An 18,084-nucleotide genomic window follows, 5' to 3' on the forward strand; every position below is an offset into this window, starting at 1 on the left:
TGCGGCCACCTTACTGCACGGTAATAAAGCCCGCCATGCCCCAGGTCAGCCTTTCACGCACGCGTCGAGCGCGGCCTCCACATCCGTTCTCACCAGCAGGGTGTCCAGCGCCTGACGCCCGACGAAGCCGGTCCCGTCGAGCTTGTTCAGCCACTCGAGCAGGCCGGTGAAGTGTCCGACGGGATCGAGCATCACCACCGGCTTCTCGTGCATCCCCAGGTAACCCGCGGTCCACGTCTCGAACAGCTCCTCCAGCGTCCCGATCCCGCCGGGCAGCGTGATGAACGCGTCGGCGTGATCTTCCATCAGCTTCTTGCGCTCGCGCATGGTGTCAGTGACGATCAGCTCGTCGGCATCGACGTCGGCAACTTCCTTGTGTACCAAGGCCTTCGGAATGACGCCGACGGTCCAAGCGCCCGCCGCGCGAGCGGACTCGGCGACAGCGCCCATCATCGAGACATTGCCGCCGCCCGAGACCAACTGCCATCCGCGTCGACCGATCGCGGTGCCCACCTCCGACGCCAACGCCAGGAACGATTCGTCCACCGGACCTGACGCGCAGTAGACGCAGATCGAGTACTTCTTGTCGGAATCGGTCACCATTCTTCTTCTTTCCCCAGATCTGCGGCCTCGTCGACGCCCTTGTCGGCGTTGAGGACGATTCGTACTGCTTCTTCCACGCTGTCGGTGACGTGCAGCAAGTTCACGTCGCCTTCGGAAATCTTGCCGTCACGCTCGAGGGTGCCGCGAATCCAGTCGACGAGTCCGGACCAGTACTCGGTACCGAACAGGACGATCGGGAAGCGCGTGACCTTGTGGGTCTGCACCAGAGTCAGTGCCTCGAACAGCTCGTCGAGTGTGCCGAAGCCGCCCGGCAGGCAGATGAATGCCTGGGAGTACTTCACGAACATCGTCTTGCGTGCGAAGAAGTAACGGAAGTTGATTCCGAGATCCACCCACTCGTTGAGTCCCTGCTCGAACGGCAGCTCGATGCCGAGGCCGATCGAGTATCCACCGGCCTCGCTGCAACCGCGGTTGGCAGCCTCCATGACTCCTGGTCCACCGCCGGTGATGACGGCGTACCCGGCTTCGGCCAACGCGGTTCCCAGCTCACGGCCGGATTGGTACTCGGGATGATCGACCGTGGTGCGTGCCGAACCGAACACCGTCACCGCACGCGGAACCTCGGCGAGCGCGCCGAAACCTTCGATGAATTCGCTCTGGATACGCAACACACGCCACGGATCGGTGTGGACCCAGTCCGTGGGTCCGCGCTTGTCGAGCAAGCGCTGATCGGTCGTGGTCTTCTCGTCCTTGCGCTTGCGGCGAAGCTGTACGGGCCCGCGGTGCTTGATCGACGAGCTCTGCTTCTTCGAAGCCGAATTCTTCTCTGGTGCCATGCGGCAAGGCTAACGGTCAGGCCGACAGATATTTCCTCAGCACGGCCGCGACGTCGGTGATCTGTTGCACCGGAACATGCTCGTCGCGCTTGTGCGCGAGGTTCGGATCCCCTGGTCCGTAGTTCACCGCGGGAATGCCGAGTGCCGAGAATCTGGACACATCGGTCCACCCGTACTTCGCGCGGAACTGACCACCTGCCGCCTCGATCAAGGCGGCAGCAGACGGGTTCGCCAAACCGGGGAGTGCGCCGGGCGAGGAGTCGGTGACCTCGAATCCGAGGCCCAGGCCGTCGAACACTTCGCGCACGTGCGCCTCGGCTTGCGCCTCGTTGCGATCGGGCGCGAAGCGGAAGTTGACGTCCATCTCGGCTTCGTCCGGGACCACGTTTCCGGCGACACCGCCGGATATCCGCACCGCCGACAATCCCTCGCGGTAACCACAACCGTCGATGTCGACCGAACGCGGCTGGTACACCGACAACCGCTCCAACGCTCCGCCGAACTTGTGAATGGCGTTGTCCCCCAGCCAGGACCTGGCCGAATGTGCGCGTGTTCCCGAAGCCGTCAACCGAACCCGCATCGTGCCCTGGCACCCGGCCTCGATGAAACCGGCCGTCGGCTCACCGAGAATTGCGACGTCGGCGGTGAGCCATTCCGGAATCTCGCGTTCGATCCGACCGAGGCCGTTGAACGTCGCGGCGATCTCTTCGCAGTCGTAGAAGACGAGAGTCAGGTCGTGGGCCAAGTTCTCGATGGTGGCCGCCAGGTGCAGGAACACCGCATCGCCCGACTTCATGTCCACGGTCCCGCAGCCGTGCAGGATGTCGCCGTCGCGTCGCGAAGGAACGTTGTCGGCAATCGGCACCGTGTCCAGATGTCCGGCGAGCATGACGCGGCTCGGCAGCCCACGCGACGTACGCGCCAACACGGCGTTGCCGTTTCGGATTATCTCGAAGCCCGAAGTCTGCTCACGCAGCGCATCCTCGACGGCCTGCGCGATGACGGATTCGTCGTGCGAGACGCTGGGGATGTCGACCAGGGCGGCCGTCAAGTCGATGGGGTCCGAAGCAAGATCGAGGATGCTCACACACACCAGCTTAGGCCGGTGCACCCACCACCCAGTAATCTCTAGTCCCGTGAGCGCACAGGGAGCAACAGCAGTAGGTATCGCCAACGTGACCGCGGACGGAACCGTCCTCGACACCTGGTTCCCGGCACCGGAGCTGGGAACATTCGACAAGACCGGTACCGAGAACGTCGAGGGAACAGACATTCCTTCCGATCTTGCACTGCTGGCAGGCACCGACGACGCTCGCGAGGTCTCGCAGGTCGTCGTCCGCACCACCATCGCCGATCTCTCCAAGGCGCCCGTCGACGCACATGACGTCTACCTGCGCCTCCATCTGCTCTCGCACCGCCTCGTCGCGCCCCACGGCGTTAACCTCGACGGTCAGTTCGGCCTGCTCAGCAACGTCGTGTGGACCAACTTCGGTCCGTGCGCCGTCGAAGGCTTCGAGCAGGTTCGCTCGCGTCTGCGCATCCGCGGAGTCGTCACAGTGTTCAGCGTCGACAAGTTCCCGCGCATGGCCGACTACGTCGTGCCGTCCGGAGTTCGCATCGGTGACGCGGACCGAGTCCGTCTCGGTGCACACCTCGCCAGCGGAACAACCGTCATGCACGAAGGCTTCGTCAACTTCAACGCCGGCACCCTCGGCAACTCGATGGTCGAAGGCCGCATCTCCGCGGGCGTCGTCGTCGACGACGGATCCGATGTGGGCGGCGGCGCCTCGATCATGGGCACCCTGTCCGGCGGCGGCAAGGAAACCATCTCCCTCGGCAAGCGCTGCCTCCTCGGCGCCAACGCCGGCCTCGGCATTTCACTCGGCGACGACTGCGTCCTCGAAGCGGGCCTCTACGTCACCGCGGGCACCAAGGTCACCGGCCCGGACGGCACCGTCGTCAAGGCCAAGGAACTCAGCGGAAAGTCGAACCTTCTCTTCCGTCGTAACTCGGTCTCGGGTGCCGTCGAGGTCGTGCCGTGGAAGGGCACCGGCGTCGAACTGAACGCTGCTTTGCACGCCAACGACTGATGACTGACACCGACGTCTCCGACGGAACAACCACTGCTCTCGGCCACGGTCTCAAGGTCCGACATCTGACGATGATGGGCCTGGGCTCGGCCATCGGCGCCGGCCTGTTCCTCGGAACCGGCGTCGGTATCGCCAAGGCCGGCCCGGCCGTCCTGATCTCCTACATCCTTGCGGGCGCCGTCGTGGTGTTCGTGATGCGCATGCTCGGCGAAATGGGCGCAGCGATTCCGGCCAGCGGTTCCTTCTCGCACTACGCGCGCCTGGGGATCGGCGAGTGGGCCGGCTTCGTGATGGGCTGGCTCTACTGGTTCATGCTGATCATGGTGCTGGGCGCCGAGATCACCGGGGCCTCTGCGATCGTGAACGACTGGGTGCCGTCGATCCCGCAATGGGTCGTCGCCCTGGTCTTCGTGGTGTTCTTCGCCGTGGTGAACCTGGCGAAGGTCAGCAATTTCGGCGAGTTCGAGTTCTGGTTCGCAGCAATCAAAGTCACCGTCATCATCGCCTTCCTCGTCATCGGCGTCCTGCTGGTGTTCGGCATCCTCCCCGATACCGATCCGGTCGGTACGAGCAATCTGTTCGGGCAGGGCGGCTTCATGCCCAACGGGTTGTCCGGCATCGCCGCAGGGCTTCTCGTCGTGGCGTTCGCTTTCGGTGGGATCGAGATCGTCACCATCGCCGCCGCCGAATCCGAGAATCCGGAACGCTCCATCGCCGTCGCTGTCCGAAGCGTCGTGTGGCGCATCAGTGTCTTCTACATCGGCGCCATCTCGATCATGGTTCTGGTGCTGCCCTGGAACGATCCCGAACTCGAGAGCGGACCGTTCGTGGCCGTCTTGAACAAGGCGAACATTCCGGGCGTTGCCGGGTTCATGGAACTCGTCGTCGTGGTGGCCTTGCTTTCCGCGTTCAACGCCAACATCTACGGCACCTCACGGATGGCGTTCTCACTGTCGCGCCGCGGCGACGGACCCGCTTTCATGGCGAAACTGTCGAGCGCCGGAGTTCCGACCAATGCCGTTCTGCTGTCGGTGTTCTTCGGCTTCGTCAGCGTCCTGCTCAACTGGCTGCTCCCCGACGACCTGCTCGGCATCCTGCTCAACGCAGTCGGCGCTGCGCTGCTGGTCATCTGGATCTTCATCGTCGTCTCGCATCTGCGACTGCGTAAACAACTCGAAGCGTCGGGCAAGCTGACAGTTCGTATGTGGCTGTTCCCGTATCTGAGCTACGCGACACTCGCGATGCTCGGCGTCTTCGTCGTCCTCATGCTCTTCGACGCCGATGCCCGTGCACAGTTGATCTCGACCACAGTGTTGTTCCTCGTGATCGCGGCATTGGGTTTCCTGAACGCTCGCTGGCGTAAGCAGAATCAGCCCGCGTGATCTTCGCGCCTATGCATCTCGTCGGTTCACGACGAGGATGCTGAGACCGAAGACGACGAGCACGAAGAGGGCGAAGTAGATCAGGCTGCCCCAGGGTCCCCAGTGGAAGTCGACGCTACCGCCGGAACCGAGAAAGTTATTGGCGTTCATGAACGGCAGGAACGGCATGATCTTCTCGCCGATACTGCCGAACAGGTTGAACAGATTCTCGATGAGCAAGGGCCACAACAGTAGTAGCGCGATCGCACCGGCAGACTGCCGCAGCAACGCTCCCACTCCTACAGCTAGAACTACGCAGAAGAACGCGTAGATCGGCGTTCCGTAGACGATCCGCCAGTTCTCGTCGCCGGACAGAGTGAGGAATCTTCCCGCGTCACCTGACGTCGCCTTCGTGAGAGCGAAGGCGCCGAACGACAATACGAGAGTCAGTACAGCTCCGAACCCGCCGATGAGACCTGCTTTGGCGATCAGAACCGAGGCGCGGTTCGGAACTGCCTGGAATGTGGTTCGGATTGTCCCGAAGCGATACTCGCTGGTGATCGCGAGGGCAGCCATGATCATCAGTACCAACACACCGAAGCCGGTGACTCCACTGAGCGCCCCCGACACGGTCGGCATCATTACACCGTCCGGTCTGTTGAGCGACGACTTGGCGCTCAGTCCGAAAACGGTGGCGAGCCCCAACCCGAGCACGATAATGATGACCGTGCACCACAGCGGGGACTTGGTCGTGGTGATCTTGATACGTTCAGCACTGAGAACAGCCATTACAGTGCACCTCCCATAGCCTGCTGTGTGTTTGCGTGGTGGACTCCGGCACCCGGATCGACACCGGATGCGTGGTACTGGACATCGTCTCCGGTCAACTTCATGAACGCATCCTCGAGCGATCCCTGCTGGGAAGCCAACTCGTACAACACGATTCCCTGCGAACCAGCCAGACCACCGATCACATCAGTGGTCGAATCAACGACCACCAACACCGGCTCCGATCCTGAATGCTCCTCGCGGACAGTCAGTCCGTGGGCAGTCAATGCGGCATGGAGAGCGTCCAATTGTGGGCTGCGCACCCGCACCGTCGACTCCGACGAACGATCCACGAACTCCGCCACCGTCGAATCCGAGATCAACCGACCCCGACCGATCACCACCAACTGCTCCGCCGTCAACGCCATCTCCGACAGGAGGTGACTCGACACCAACACCGTGCGGCCCTCGGCCGCCAACCGCTGCATGAACTTACGAATCCAGACGATGCCCTCCGGATCGAGACCGTTGACCGGCTCGTCGAACAACAACACCTTCGGATCCCCCAACAACGCACCCGCCAACCCGAGACGCTGCGACATACCCAACGAGAACCCGCCGGCCTTCTTGCCCGCCACCTCGGACAACCCGACCAACCCGAGCACCTCGTCCACCCGAGACTTCGAGGACGTGGCGGTCGACGCAGTTGTAGGCGACGTTGAGTTTTCCGCCGACGAACCACTTGGCGACGGGGGCGTCGGTCCAGTCGAGGACGTCGGTCCATTTCTCGTGCCAGTGAAGGCGCTGCGCCTGATTCGCCCAGAAAGCGAGGCGGTCGGTATCTGCGGCAGCCTGCAACTCCGGTCCCGCGTTGGCGGACGCAGCGAACTCCGCGCTCGGCGGATAAGAATTGGGGAGTGAGTCGCAGACTCTCAATTCGGTCGTGTCTCCTTCTGTGCGCATGTTCATCGTGTCCGGGTGACGGTTCGATCGACGCCGAGCGCTCGACCCAGAACTGTCAACGCTTCCTGGAATTCCCGTTGACTGATCGCTGCGTCCTTCGCCAGTCCCGATCCGTGGAAAGTGCCGGGAAACAGGTGTACCTCTACGGATACTCCAGCATCGAGAAGCGCTTGAACGTACGCAATATTCTCGTCGCGTAGAGGATCGTATTGCATGACCGAAATGTAGGTCGGCGGCAAACCTGACAGCTCGGATGCTCGCGCGGGTGCTGCGTAGGCGGAGACGGCGTCAGTGCCGCGAACGCCGGCGCCGAGGTAGGCGTCCCAGCTCTGTTCGGCGGCCTGCCGATTCCAGAGCGGTGTGTCGGTGAATGCCAGCATGCTTTTCGTGACGAGCCTGTCGTCGATCTCGGGTACGCCGAGAAACTGGAATACGGGGACGGGGCCACCTCGGTCTCGTGTCAGCAGGGCAAGCGCTGCGCAGAGCCCGCCTCCTGCGCTATCACCTTGGATCACAATGTTTTCGGGGTCGATTCCCAGAACGTCAGCGTTTTTCGCTACCCACAGCAGTCCGGCGTAGCAGTCTTCCAGGCCTGATGGGAACGGATCCTCCGGTGCAAGTCGGTATTCGACAGACACCACGACGACACCGAGTTCTCGGGCCACGACGACATTGGCGTCGTCGCGCATCGAAGCAAAGCCCACAGTGAACCCGCCGCCGTGAATGTAGTACACAGCGCCGGTGCCCTTGCGCGTATGGGGAGTAATGACCCTCAGTGCGATGTCCGGAGAGTCCGGCGGGCCTGGCACACATTGGTCATGGATCCACACACCTGAGGTGTCGATTTCTCCACCGTGTGCCGAATGATCGGCGAGTTGCTCGCGAATCTCTGAAACGGACAACGCTGGTGAACTCTGATCTGGCAGCGCGGCGAGCATCGGAACAAGTTCAGGATCGAATTCGTAAGTCATGCAGGCAATCCTGCGTGAGTGGTGCGGACGGTGCACCCGCCGGATGTCGGAAAAGACAGACTTACCTCCGACAACTGTGCGTGTACACAACCTCGATCAAACGGTCACCAGCGTCGCAGTGATGGGAGACAGCGGCGGAGGAGAAATCGCGGCAGGCACCGCATTTCTTGCCCGCGATCTGAAATGCAGTTCTCGGAGACGACCTGGGTGGGGACTCGGTCTCGCCGGCGTGCGCCTCGGGGTCGGCTGACCGACTTCGCAGGGTTGCCCGGCACGGACATCGAAGTAGGAGAACTCGATATCGTCCGTGACGAGAGTGTCACGTTCGTTCAGTGCCGCGTCAAGGCCGGGGTTTCCTGTGAGCTGCATATTCTTCCTGGCGTCATGCACGGCCACGACAGAATGGCTATCGGCATCGGCATCGGCGTCGGCATCGGGGTCTCTCGGCGAACTCTCGTGACCCGTTGCAGAATCATCATTGACCTGTAGTTCACAACGGCCCCGCCGCCCGTCGGACAATTTGCCCCTATGTTCCTACACGCTGCCGATGACGCAGATCACAATCAAGGACATGATTGGTCCATGCCACAATTTCCTACGCTCGATCCAGAGCTTGCAGCTGCCGTCACCATGCTTCCCGAAGGTGACTTTTCCGATCTGGCCACGTCGCGGTCCACGTTGAACGGCATGGTCGACACGTTGTTGGCGGGCCTGTCATTCGACGGAGTTCGTTTGCAAGAGTTGACGGTACCCGGGTCCGGCGGCGATCCGGACATTGATCTTCGGCTCTTCACTCCGATGGATGCGGAAGGTCTCCTCCCGGTTCTGCTCTGGATTCACGGTGGTGGGTTCGCGGTGGGTACAGCCGAATCGTGTGATCCCTACTGCATCGACGTGGTACGAGCTCTCGGATTTGCCGTCGTGAGCGTCGACTATCGACTCGCTCCCGAAACTCCGTTCCCGGGCCCACTCGATGATTGTTATGCCGCACTGATCTATATCCATTCCCATGCAGATGAATTGGGAATCGATCGTGATCGCATCGCAGTCGGTGGACAGAGTGCCGGAGGAGGGCTGGCAGCAGGCACCACGCTCAAGGCGCGAGACGAAGGGGTTGTTCCAGTCGCATTTCAGTTGCTCGAAATCCCAGAGCTCGACGACAGGCTCAACACAGTTTCCATGACCGAATTCACCGACACGCCACTGTGGAATCGACCGAATGCGATCATGTCGTGGCGGTACTACCTTGGTGAGACCTACGCCGGCCCAGAGGATCCGGATGTTTCCATCTACGCCGCGCCCTCGCGGGCAGTTGATCTGACGAACCTACCGCCGACATATCTCTGCACCATGGAGCTCGATCCGCTCCGTGACGAGGGAATCGAGTACGCGCTCCGGCTGCTTCAAGCGGGGGTCAGCGTCGAACTCCATTCGTTCCCCGGCACGTTTCACGGATCGGGGATGGTTGCGACGGCCGAGGTCAGCAAGCGCTGCGTCACGGAATCACTCAACGCGTTGAAGAGGGGTCTTCGTGTTCTTGCTCCGACTTTGTAGCGAAAATCGATGCAGGGGTTGATGTACCGGCTTGCCGAATTGGATGCGGACTCGGCGGGCTTGGTACGAGTCATCGACTATTTCGACACCCTGGTTCGGCACGGGGCAGACATTGCGTCTTTGCTCCGCGCGAGTGCCACCCTTGCGGATTGTGTGGTCGGTATCGAGACATCCGGAAAATTCGGAAGCCGTGACACCCGTCGCTACGACCCGCGTGGACAGTGGTCGCCATGGCCTCAACGAACTCGAACCACCGCCAAGGAGATCGTGATCGGTGATGTCGTCGCCGGACGAGTCTGGATCGAACGTCTCGGTGATCGAGTTCCTCTCGACGAAATGCTGGTCGACCGAATGGCTCTCACTGCCGCATCGATTCTTCAGCCGCGCCGTCCCTTGACTGACGCCGAGCATTCTCGGAATCTGCTTCTGCCCATGGACGAGTTCGCGGTACTCACTGCGTGCACAGCGCTGCGGATCGATCCGTCGACGTGCGTGCGCGTGGTTGTCACCAAGTCAGGTGCTGACCCGCGTCTCTCCGTTTTCGCAGACGCGACGCCCGGCCGTGCGACCGGCGTCGAGATCGACGGGGACTCCTTGCGTCTCATCTTGGATCCCGGACCATCGAGGCCGATATCGTCCGACGGCAATACCGCTCGACTGACCTACGCGGGGATATCTTTGGCTTCGAAGGCATCGGAAGCGCATTTGGTGATCGGCACTGCGCGATTCGCCCGAGATCAGGCGTCGAAGTGCACTCCGGTGGTGAACGCCGACGATCTCGGAGCGCTGGTACTTCTTGCGCCTGGCCCCAAGGTCGAACACGTACGCGTCAAAGACATGACTAATGCCTTGGGCTTGCAGACATCCGAAACCGGCGTGCAACTGCTGGCGACGCTGAGAGTGTACCTACGATGCGGCACGTTGCGAGCAACCGCGGATTCGATGCATCTTCACCACAGCAGTGTTGCGCACCGACTGACGAAGTTGTCGGATCATTTCGGATTCGGTGTCGATGCACTCGAGAACCGCGCCCGCGCGACTGCCATGATCATGTTGTTGGAGAGTGCCTAGGCTCGGTCTGCGCGTTCCGATTGTTCCGAAAAGTTCGGAGGTTCCGGCGACGCCTCGATCAACGTCCGGCGGTTTGCCAGGTGTGGGTTTGTTGGGCGGCGATGTCGACCAGACGATCGAGTCCGAAGTTGAGGTCGAGTAGGTGGGTGTCGAACAGCGGTAGTTCGTTGATCGGTTGAGGAACGGTCATCTCGATTCGGTATCGGTGGAATCCGTTGGTGTCGACGCATTCTCCGCCTCCTCGCCCTTTGCTGGTGGTCCAGGACGAAGTGGAGGTGGGAAGTGGCTCGGGCAACGTCGTGTAGTCCATGAGGACCGAGATGATGCCGAAGGAGTAGGGCGCACTCGGAATGGTCACTCCCACGGGTTGCGGGTCACCACTCAAGAACGCTGGGTCTGTGCATGCGACTTGGAATCCGGGTCCGTTGGGTAGACCCATCCGGGTCGACAGGAGGTCGTACGAGCTGTTGCCGAACAATGACGGGAGTCCGATGAGTTCGGTGGAATAGGCGGTGATGCAACTGGTCTCACCCTGCTGAGTGCACAGTGGGATGTTCGCGAAGTCGCCGCCGGTGGTCTTCCCGGCTGCAGTGGTCACGTTTCCGCCCATGAGAAAGGCGCCGACCAGTTGTGTACGTAGTTGCGGGTTCGGATCGATCTGCTCTCGAATGAGTTTGCGTGCCATCATCGTTCCTTGGGAATGGCTGACGAAGATCACCCCGCGACCGTTGTTGTCGTTCTCCAGGTAGTCGTTCCAGGCGGCGAGCACGTCGCCGTACGCGAGTTCTAGTGGGCCGTCCAGACCGGCGAGCGCGGCGGGCAACCCGAGCAAGGGAACCTGTCGGTAGACGGGTGCGAACACCCTACAGACGTCGGAGAATCGGGCTGCTTGGAATCGCGCGATCGACTGCACTTCCGGTGATGCGGCAGGGTCGGCATTGAGCGCAACCTGGTTGCTGACTGTCGGATAGAGGTAGAAGCAGTCGACGGGCTTGTCGGTGGCACTGTCTGCCTTCGGTGGTTGGACTTCACCGGTCAGGAGATCGGTGGTGTCGGAGGGGAGATCGCACGGGTCGGAAGTGAGGTCGGGCGTGCAGAGCCACTGTGTGCCGGAGTTCGGTTCTGCGGTTGCCGGTGGCGTCGCGCTGACAGCAAAGGCCGGCGCCACGAGGATTGTTGCCAGAGCGATAAAGAGTGATCGACGTGCACGAACGTGGGATTTTCTGGTGCGCAAACAGTTCGACGTTGCTTGTCCGGTCTTCATGCATCCTCCGTCATGTTTGCTTCACACAGGTCGTCTACTGTGAGGTAGACCATACAAATGATTCGCACTGCTGACTATAGGTACTGCGAAGCAAATCGTGCGAGCTCGCGGGATCTCGCCGGGAGGAGCTGTGTCGATGGAACCGTTGGTGCCGGATTCGGTGGCCGTTCATCCGGGGTGTTTGCTGGTCAAGCTCGGTCAGGTGGCGTTTCGATTGACCGAGAATCGGTTGGCTCCATTGGGTATGCGGACCCGGCACTACACACTGCTCAAGGTCCTTGTCGCCGAGGGACCGCTGTCGCAGTCGGAGCTCGGTCGACGGAGCCGGATAGATCCGACGACTGTGGTGGCGGTCATCGACGATTTGGAAGCGAAGGAGTTCGCAACCCGGACGCGTGACGCTACTGATCGTCGGCGCAGCTTGGTGGTTGCCACCGATGCTGGGCGACTGGCAGCGGCAGAGGCTGACGCTCTGCTCGACGGACTGGGCGCAGAGATGTTCGCGGACTTGACCGACGATCAAACCCGGGACCTGGCGGGCATTCTCGGCGCGATCAATGCTGGTGCGGCTCTGTCACAGGCTGCGGAGAACCTTCGCGTCTGAGCGATGTGACAGTTCATGCTGGTGCGTCACCCCTCGCGGGTGATGCACGGTTGCGAAGCCGGTACCTTTCGCGGGGTTGCGGGTCAACTGCGTCCTTGCGCGAAAGTTGAAGCAGGAGAGCAGAGTTCGGGCGATGGTTGGGGTACGTGTCGCTGACTGACGAGCAGGTCGGCTTCGTTGCGTGCAGGATAGTCGACGCTAGGTAGGTGCAGTGTTGTCGCCCGACATTCAGGCAGCTGTCGCTGTCACCCCTCAGCGTCAGCGGCCCAGCGTCCGAGCGCGACGATTGCCCCGCGTAGGGCATGCCCACGGTCGGTGAGTGCGTACGCCCGTGTGTTGTGCCGCAGGGGCAGACGGGTCAGTACGCCGGCCGTTTCGAGCTCGCGTAGGCGGGTCGCGAGCATGTTGGTTGGCACTCCGAGATCGCGCTGCAGATCGCCATAGCGCTGCGGCCCGTCGAGCAGCCGCTCCACGATCAGCAGCGCCCACCGTGCTCCTACGACTTCGAGGGCCGCTGCGAGGTCGCTCACGCGGTCGTATCGGTGTCCGGCTTCATCCAGAACGGCGAGTAGTGGTAGCCGTCGGGGTCGTCGAACTGGCGCTGGTACATGAAGGGGTAGTCGTCTGTGTCGCCGATGCGCCCACCGGCGGCGCCGGCGCGGGCGACGAGTTCGTCGACCGCCTCGCGGCTGCCGAGGTCGAACGAGACCGTCACCTTCGACGGGGTGCGGGGTCCGCCGACCAGCTCCTCGACGCCGCCGACGCTGGCGTACATTTCGCGGCTGCCGAGCATGACGTACTGCTCGGGCGCGATCGCGAAGCACGACACATTGTGATCGGACATCTCGGTGTTGAGGGTCCAGCCCAGGGCGGTGTAAAAGGTGGTCGCGCGCTCGACGCTCTCGACCGGGCATGTGATGAACAGGCTCATGTGATCCACACTTGCAAAATGCAAGTACGCTGTCAAGGGTCAGGTTGTGCGCTCTGGCTGAGTCGAACTGTGGGGCGCTGGCGAGTGCCACGATCACGCCGAGAGCTGTCACCAGCGGCCATGCGCGTATCCACCATGTCCCTCGGTGATCGCGTCGCAGGGCGATGATCGTGGAGGTTGCCCAGATGCCAAGGGGGTAGTCGAGTTTCCCTGTAGACCGATGGATTGGTGAATACCAGACCTCTGGTGGCGGCACGATCGCGGCGTTCGGTCTCGAGTAACGGTGGCGATACATCACACGCCGCCGATGATCTGAAAACAGCGGGTGGGTAGGCGCAGGATGTCTCCCCGCGATCGTTAGGGGAGGCTCCAGAACTGAGTGGTCACGAGATAGAAGACGACTACCCAGAACAAGGTCACCGCGGCGACGATTGCCACTCCTTGCGCGTTGGTTTTTGCGACAGGAATCCCCGAAGGTGGACGCAGCCAGCGGTGCAGGAGTCGATTCACGTAGTACGGCATCGTGAAGAAACTCATGATGAAACTCGACAACAGGTTGCCGATCAACAATCCCAGCCAGAGTGGCAGCTTCAGCGGTGACAGCGCCAAAGTAAGCAAGACGACAGTCGGGTAGAGGCCGACCCAGACGGCGATCGAGGTTTTTGTCTCCGACGGTGGAGGGGCCTCGTTTCCGTTCTCGTCGAAGGCAAACCAACTGCCGAACGAATTGTCGACAGTGCGCAGTTCGAAGTCGTGGAACTTGCGGCCCTCGGCGAGGAGTTGTTGTCGCTCAGGAGAAGTCAGCCACGTGTCGAGATGGGCCGCATTGTCGAAGCGATACAGCAGCGTCCATTCGTCCTGCACGCCGTCGACGGGGCGGAACAGTTCGGTGCCGCGAAACCCTTCGAACGCGCTTTCCACCTCGCGAAGACGGTCTTGCCAGGCAAGGAACTCGTCGATGCTGTCGTCGCCGACTCGGTGCGTCACGACCACGGTCAGCAGCGGGTCCGGGGGCTTGATCCCGCCGCTCACCACTTGCTGTGTGGCCGGTCCGTCGAAGTACTGCCGGCCGTCCTCGAGGTAGTCCTGCCGTGTCGCGCTGTTGATCCACGCCTGAACATGAGCGATGGAGTCGAAGCGGTACACGATCACCCAATCAGGTTGGGTGGTCGTCGGAGCTGCGATTTCCGCCCCGAGGAAGCCGGCGTAGTCTGCGGCCGCACGGTTGAGGTCCTTCTGCCAGACCTCGAATTCCTTCTCCAGCCCAGGACGCACTCGCTGGCCGATGATGACCGTCGCGGCGCTGTCCGCCGACGTGTTCGCGGTCATCGGTTCAGCCCTGTGTAGATGCGCTCAGGTGTGAGCGGTAACGACCGGAATCGCGACCCGGTGGCGTCCTGCAGTGCGTTCGCGAGCGCAGGGGCAACCGGATTGATACAGCACTCTGCCATGCCTTTGGAGCGGAGTGGGCCGACGGAGTCGGATGACTCGACGAGGATCACTTCGGTGCGAGGGACATCCGCGTACGTCGGGATCCGGTAGTTACGCAGGTTCGGGTTCATCATCGCGCCGTGTTCGTCCACGTGAAAGTTCTCGGTGAGGGCAAAGCCGATGCCCTGGGCGACGCCCCCTTCGATCTGCCCCCGCACCTGCGCCGGATTGATGATCACTCCGGCGTCGGTTGCCTGGACACTGTAGAGGATGCGGATCTCACCGGTGACGCGGTGGACGGCGATCCGGAAGCCGTGAGTATTGGACACCACGCTGCGCGGAGATCCGTAAGCCTTCCGTGCCTCGGTGAAGCGGATCCCGCGCGGACGTGCAGCCTCGAGTATCTCCTGAAGAGTCACACGGTTACTGCCGCACACGATCTTGTCGTCGTCCATCGAGCACTGGTCAATCGACACACCGGTGTGGTGCGCGGCGAAGGCCAGTAATCGATCACGGAGCGCATTCGACGCGCGAAGTACCGCGTTCCCCGCTACAAACAGGCCTGCGCTGGCGAAAGCGCCTGTGTCGAAACCGGTTCGGTCGGTGTCCGACTGAATGATTCGTACGCGTGACGGTGTTGTGCCCAGCTGATTCGCGGCGATCTGTACGTGGGCGGTAGACGTTCCCTCGCCGAATTCGACTGTGCCGACGGCAAGTTCGTATACACAGTCTTCGCCGAGGGTGAGCCAGGCCTCGGAAATGTGTTCGGTGGGTGGCGCGGTCTCATGTAGTGAACTGGCAGTACCGGTCCCGATGAGCCACTCGTCTCCGAGCGAGGGAATCGGATTGCGCTTCAACGCGGCATCGATCAGATCGATGCATTGCCCCAGGCCGTCTTCGGTGAAGATCACGTCGTCGGGGCCGTCTTCGAGTGCGACGAGTGAATCGCCCGGTCGGACGATATTGCGTCGACGCAGTTCGAGCGGATCCATGTTCAGCGCGTTGGCCAATTCGGTCATCGCCGATTCCACGGCAAAGGCCGGTTGAGTCATCCCGTACCCACGCAGAGCGCCGCTCGGAACATTGTTGGTGTAGACGGAATACGCATCGAATTTCTTGTTCGCGCAGCGATAGAGCGAGACTGCCGCGCCGCCGGCAAAGAGTGTCTCTCCGCCGTGATTTCCGTATGCACCGGTGTTCGAGACGTTTCGGTAGTGAAAGGCGGTGAGAGTCCCGTCCGACTTCGCTCCGAGCTTGATCGTCAGTTTCATCGGATGACGCGGCGACGCGGTGGTGAACTCTTCTTCTCGGGTGAACTCGAGACAGACGGGACGGCCGGTATCCAGGGTGGCGAGCGCCACCAGATCTTCGCTGATCACTTCCTGTTTGCCGCCGAACCCGCCGCCCACGCGTCTGCAGAACACGCGCAGCTGATCCGGGCGGAGGTCGAAGAGATGGGCGAGTTTGACCTTGGCGATGGAGGGGGACTGTGAACTTGTGCGAACGTGAAGGCGTCCGTCTTCCATCCACGAGATCGAACCGTGCGTCTCGAGATGCGCATGCTGAACCCGCGGCGAGAAATAGGTGCCTTCGTGGATGACGTCGGCCTCGGCGAACCCGGCCTCGACGTCGCCCACATGACCGTGAAGTTCGAGCAGGATGTTGTGCTCGGGATCTCGAACAAAGGGATCGTCGGATCCGTGCAGGGCTGGAGCGCCGTCGGCCATCGCCTTTTCCGGATCGAACACCGAAGGCAGGATCTCGTAATCGACCTTCACCTTCCGACGGCCTTCTTCCGCAGCGACGACGGAATCGGCGAGGACGGCCACTACACGCTGACCCACGAACCGCACGACGTTGTCGAGGATGTACGTGTCGTCCGGATCAACAAGGTGGTCGGTATGAATTGCCGTTGTGAAGAGCTTGCGCGGCACGTCTTTCCAGGTGTAGACGCGGTGGACGCCAGGGACGGCGAGTGCCTCGCTGGTGTCGATGGAGGTGATGCGTGCATGGGCGTGAGGCGAGTGCAGGACCTTCAGGTGCAGCATGCCGTCGATCGCGGTGTCCATCGTGTACTCGGCGCGTCCGGTGACCACTTCGGTTGCCGCCGGCGCGCCTACGCTTGTTCCGACTGCTTGTCCGGGAAGGGCGACCTCGATTGCGCTGACACCGTTGACCGCGTCTTCGATGGATCGGTAACCGGTGCAGCGGCACAGGTTTCCCTTGAGTGCACGCGGCAAGTCTTCTTTCTGCGCGTCGGTGAGCGCGGCCGAGGTCATGATCATTCCGGCGGTGCAGAATCCACACTGGAAGCCAGGTGCGTCCCGGAACTGCTGCTGAATCGGGTGGAGATCTTCGGGCGTGCCGAGCCCCTCGATGGTGGTCACGTCGCGACCGTCGGCGCGAAACGCGGGTGTGATGCAACTGTGGATCGGTGCGCCGTCGAGCCATACGGTGCACGCCCCGCAGTCACCGCCGTCGCACCCCTTCTTCACTCCGTGGTGTCCGAGGTGCCGAAGAAATGTGCGCAAACACTGACCGGGGAACGGTTCCTCGTCGAACGTCCGTTCGTTCACCGTGTAGCTCATGACCGGCTCCCCGTCAGTTCGATTCGGAGCTCGTCGGCGTAGTGACGGGCCAGATGGAGGCGGTGGTCGGGGGTTCCGTTGGGATCGCTGAACCAGTTGTCGGCCGGGATGGCGTCGACGGCCCGTCGCAGCGACTCTTCGTCCGGCATCGTGTCGAACGTCAGCCGGATCGGATGGGTCGTTCCCGCGGTGATGGTCAAGTGAAAGTCGTGGAGGCCGGGAGTCTGCGTCGCGATCATGAAGATCGTTGACCGCCCGAGGTGAGTGAGACTGAATCGGCGGTGGGCGTGCTGTTTGGTGAGCGCGTGCACCGGGAACTCGATGCTCCGAAGAACTTCGCCCGGCTCCAGGACGTTCTGGTGGTCACCGGTCACGAAGTCGCACGCGTCGACGGTCCTCGCTGTACCGTCGGCAGCCCACAGTGTGAACGTCGCCTCGAGGGCAACCGCCAGTGTGATCATCGGCCCGGCGGGAAGTGACATACAGATGTTGCCACCTACCGTGGCCGCATTCCACACCTTGAACGAGGAGAGGAAGTATTCGCAACTGACGCGGATCAGTGGACTTGCGTGCCAATTATCCGGCGGCACAAACGCATACAGCTCGGCGACGGTGCACGTAGCTCCGACACTGAAGTGACTCGTGCCGACTTCCAGTGGTGCCCAGCCGAGTGCTGTGAGGTCGACGAGTCGACGTGTGTCGGGTTGTTCCGCTGAGAACAGCCAGGTTCCGCCGGCCAGCCAGGCATCGCCGGGGCGCCACACGTCCCCTGGGCGATCCGGTGGTCGGCGTATCACTTCGGTAATGGTGGTGATGTCCATGCGCCTGCTCCCCTCGGGGGATGTGTCGTCTAGGAGAGGGACATTACCGAGGTGGCGGGGCACATTCACACTTTTAGTGCATTTCGGGCAGTCGATCGGAACGGACATACGCATCTGCGGCATCGACCAGTCGGCCGGTGCATGCGCCGACCGATTCTGGGTACGACTCCTTGAGAGGCGCGATCAGCCTCTTGCTCTCGCGCTGTTGGATTCGGACGCGGCTTCGCACTCGGCGGCCGCGGAGACCGTGCGGGGCGGGGCATTGTG

Annotated in this window: 17 protein-coding genes and 2 pseudogenes; 6 read left to right on the forward strand and 13 right to left on the reverse strand. The window is 62.0% G+C overall.

Going from position 1 to position 18,084, the window contains the following annotated elements; genetic code table 11:
• Positions 1-45: 45 nt before the first annotated feature.
• From I7X09_RS29125 to dapE, 3 genes are read right to left on the reverse strand one after another with little or no spacing between them, the layout of a single operon-like run.
• Positions 46-603 carry a TIGR00730 family Rossman fold protein gene (locus I7X09_RS29125; protein WP_095972911.1) on the reverse strand — a complete coding sequence of 186 codons (558 nt, stop codon included), beginning with the start codon at positions 601-603 and terminating at the stop codon, positions 46-48.
• Complete coding sequence (locus I7X09_RS29130; protein ID WP_003945176.1) at positions 597-1,400, reverse strand: TIGR00730 family Rossman fold protein; 804 nt, start codon at positions 1,398-1,400, stop codon at positions 597-599. The genes I7X09_RS29125 and I7X09_RS29130 overlap by 7 nt, the downstream gene beginning before the upstream one ends.
• A gap of 16 nt (positions 1,401-1,416) precedes the next feature.
• A complete protein-coding gene (dapE, locus tag I7X09_RS29135; RefSeq protein ID WP_185564996.1) occupies positions 1,417-2,487 on the reverse strand; it encodes a succinyl-diaminopimelate desuccinylase in 1,071 nt (356 codons plus the stop codon).
• A gap of 49 nt (positions 2,488-2,536) precedes the next feature.
• Here dapE and dapD point away from each other — a divergent pair, with 49 nt between their 5' ends.
• Positions 2,537-3,490: a 2,3,4,5-tetrahydropyridine-2,6-dicarboxylate N-succinyltransferase gene (dapD, locus tag I7X09_RS29140; RefSeq protein WP_200314903.1), complete on the forward strand. Its 954-nt coding sequence runs from the start codon at positions 2,537-2,539 to the stop codon at positions 3,488-3,490.
• Positions 3,490-4,872, forward strand: a complete 1,383-nt coding sequence (locus tag I7X09_RS29145; protein WP_200314905.1) for an amino acid permease — start codon at positions 3,490-3,492, stop codon at positions 4,870-4,872. The genes dapD and I7X09_RS29145 overlap by 1 nt, the downstream gene beginning before the upstream one ends.
• 9 nt (positions 4,873-4,881) lie before the next feature.
• Here I7X09_RS29145 and I7X09_RS29150 read toward each other — a convergent pair whose 3' ends face one another.
• The 4 genes and pseudogenes from I7X09_RS29150 to I7X09_RS29165 form a co-directional block, all read right to left on the reverse strand.
• Complete coding sequence (locus tag I7X09_RS29150; RefSeq protein ID WP_200314907.1) at positions 4,882-5,640, reverse strand: ABC transporter permease; 759 nt, start codon at positions 5,638-5,640, stop codon at positions 4,882-4,884.
• Positions 5,640-6,305: pseudogene (locus I7X09_RS29155) on the reverse strand (AAA family ATPase); the annotation flags it as partial. The pseudogene I7X09_RS29155 and the gene I7X09_RS29150, both read right to left, overlap by 1 nt.
• Positions 6,280-6,582: pseudogene (locus I7X09_RS29160) on the reverse strand (acetyl-coenzyme A synthetase N-terminal domain-containing protein); the annotation flags it as partial. The pseudogenes I7X09_RS29160 and I7X09_RS29155, both read right to left, overlap by 26 nt.
• A 2-nt stretch (positions 6,583-6,584) precedes the next feature.
• Entirely contained in the window at positions 6,585-7,553 is a 969-nt protein-coding gene (locus I7X09_RS29165) for an alpha/beta hydrolase (protein WP_200314909.1), read from the reverse strand.
• A gap of 30 nt (positions 7,554-7,583) precedes the next feature.
• Here I7X09_RS29165 and I7X09_RS29810 point away from each other — a divergent pair, with 30 nt between their 5' ends.
• From I7X09_RS29810 to I7X09_RS29180, 3 genes are all read left to right on the forward strand, one after another.
• Positions 7,584-8,042 carry an alpha/beta hydrolase gene (locus I7X09_RS29810; RefSeq protein ID WP_200314911.1) on the forward strand — a complete coding sequence of 153 codons (459 nt, stop codon included), beginning with the start codon at positions 7,584-7,586 and terminating at the stop codon, positions 8,040-8,042.
• Positions 8,043-8,135: 93 nt separating this feature from the next.
• Positions 8,136-9,107 (forward strand): alpha/beta hydrolase, encoded by a 972-nt coding sequence (locus tag I7X09_RS29175; protein ID WP_166814018.1) that lies wholly within the window; start codon positions 8,136-8,138, stop codon positions 9,105-9,107.
• Positions 9,108-9,116: 9 nt separating this feature from the next.
• A complete protein-coding gene (locus tag I7X09_RS29180) occupies positions 9,117-10,178 on the forward strand; it encodes a helix-turn-helix domain-containing protein (RefSeq protein ID WP_234036752.1) in 1,062 nt (353 codons plus the stop codon).
• A gap of 58 nt (positions 10,179-10,236) precedes the next feature.
• On the opposite strand, the gene I7X09_RS29185 is transcribed toward I7X09_RS29180, so the two are convergent.
• A complete protein-coding gene (locus I7X09_RS29185) occupies positions 10,237-11,442 on the reverse strand; it encodes a DUF3089 domain-containing protein (RefSeq protein WP_200314913.1) in 1,206 nt (401 codons plus the stop codon).
• Between the two features lie 136 nt (positions 11,443-11,578).
• Here I7X09_RS29185 and I7X09_RS29190 point away from each other — a divergent pair, with 136 nt between their 5' ends.
• Positions 11,579-12,046, forward strand: a complete 468-nt coding sequence (locus I7X09_RS29190; protein WP_166814014.1) for a MarR family winged helix-turn-helix transcriptional regulator — start codon at positions 11,579-11,581, stop codon at positions 12,044-12,046.
• 245 nt (positions 12,047-12,291) lie between these two features.
• Here the strand turns inward: I7X09_RS29190 and I7X09_RS29195 are convergent, their stop codons facing one another.
• The 5 genes from I7X09_RS29195 to I7X09_RS29215 form a co-directional block, all read right to left on the reverse strand.
• Positions 12,292-12,576 carry a winged helix-turn-helix transcriptional regulator gene (locus tag I7X09_RS29195; RefSeq protein ID WP_166814012.1) on the reverse strand — a complete coding sequence of 95 codons (285 nt, stop codon included), beginning with the start codon at positions 12,574-12,576 and terminating at the stop codon, positions 12,292-12,294.
• Positions 12,573-12,977 carry a VOC family protein gene (locus tag I7X09_RS29200; RefSeq protein WP_166814010.1) on the reverse strand — a complete coding sequence of 135 codons (405 nt, stop codon included), beginning with the start codon at positions 12,975-12,977 and terminating at the stop codon, positions 12,573-12,575. Before I7X09_RS29200 ends, I7X09_RS29195 begins: the two co-directional genes overlap by 4 nt.
• A 357-nt stretch (positions 12,978-13,334) precedes the next feature.
• Positions 13,335-14,306, reverse strand: a complete 972-nt coding sequence (locus I7X09_RS29205) for an antibiotic biosynthesis monooxygenase (RefSeq protein ID WP_020969775.1) — start codon at positions 14,304-14,306, stop codon at positions 13,335-13,337.
• Positions 14,303-16,996, reverse strand: a complete 2,694-nt coding sequence (locus tag I7X09_RS29210; RefSeq protein ID WP_200314915.1) for a molybdopterin-dependent oxidoreductase — start codon at positions 16,994-16,996, stop codon at positions 14,303-14,305. Before I7X09_RS29210 ends, I7X09_RS29205 begins: the two co-directional genes overlap by 4 nt.
• Positions 16,993-17,817 (reverse strand): FAD binding domain-containing protein, encoded by an 825-nt coding sequence (locus tag I7X09_RS29215; protein ID WP_200314917.1) that lies wholly within the window; start codon positions 17,815-17,817, stop codon positions 16,993-16,995. The genes I7X09_RS29210 and I7X09_RS29215 overlap by 4 nt, the downstream gene beginning before the upstream one ends.
• Between the last annotated feature and the right edge of the window lie 267 nt (positions 17,818-18,084).

It is taken from the genome of Rhodococcus sp. P-2 (assembly GCF_016598535.1).
In the GTDB taxonomy this organism is placed as follows: Bacteria; Actinomycetota; Actinomycetes; order Mycobacteriales; family Mycobacteriaceae; genus Rhodococcus_F; species Rhodococcus_F baikonurensis.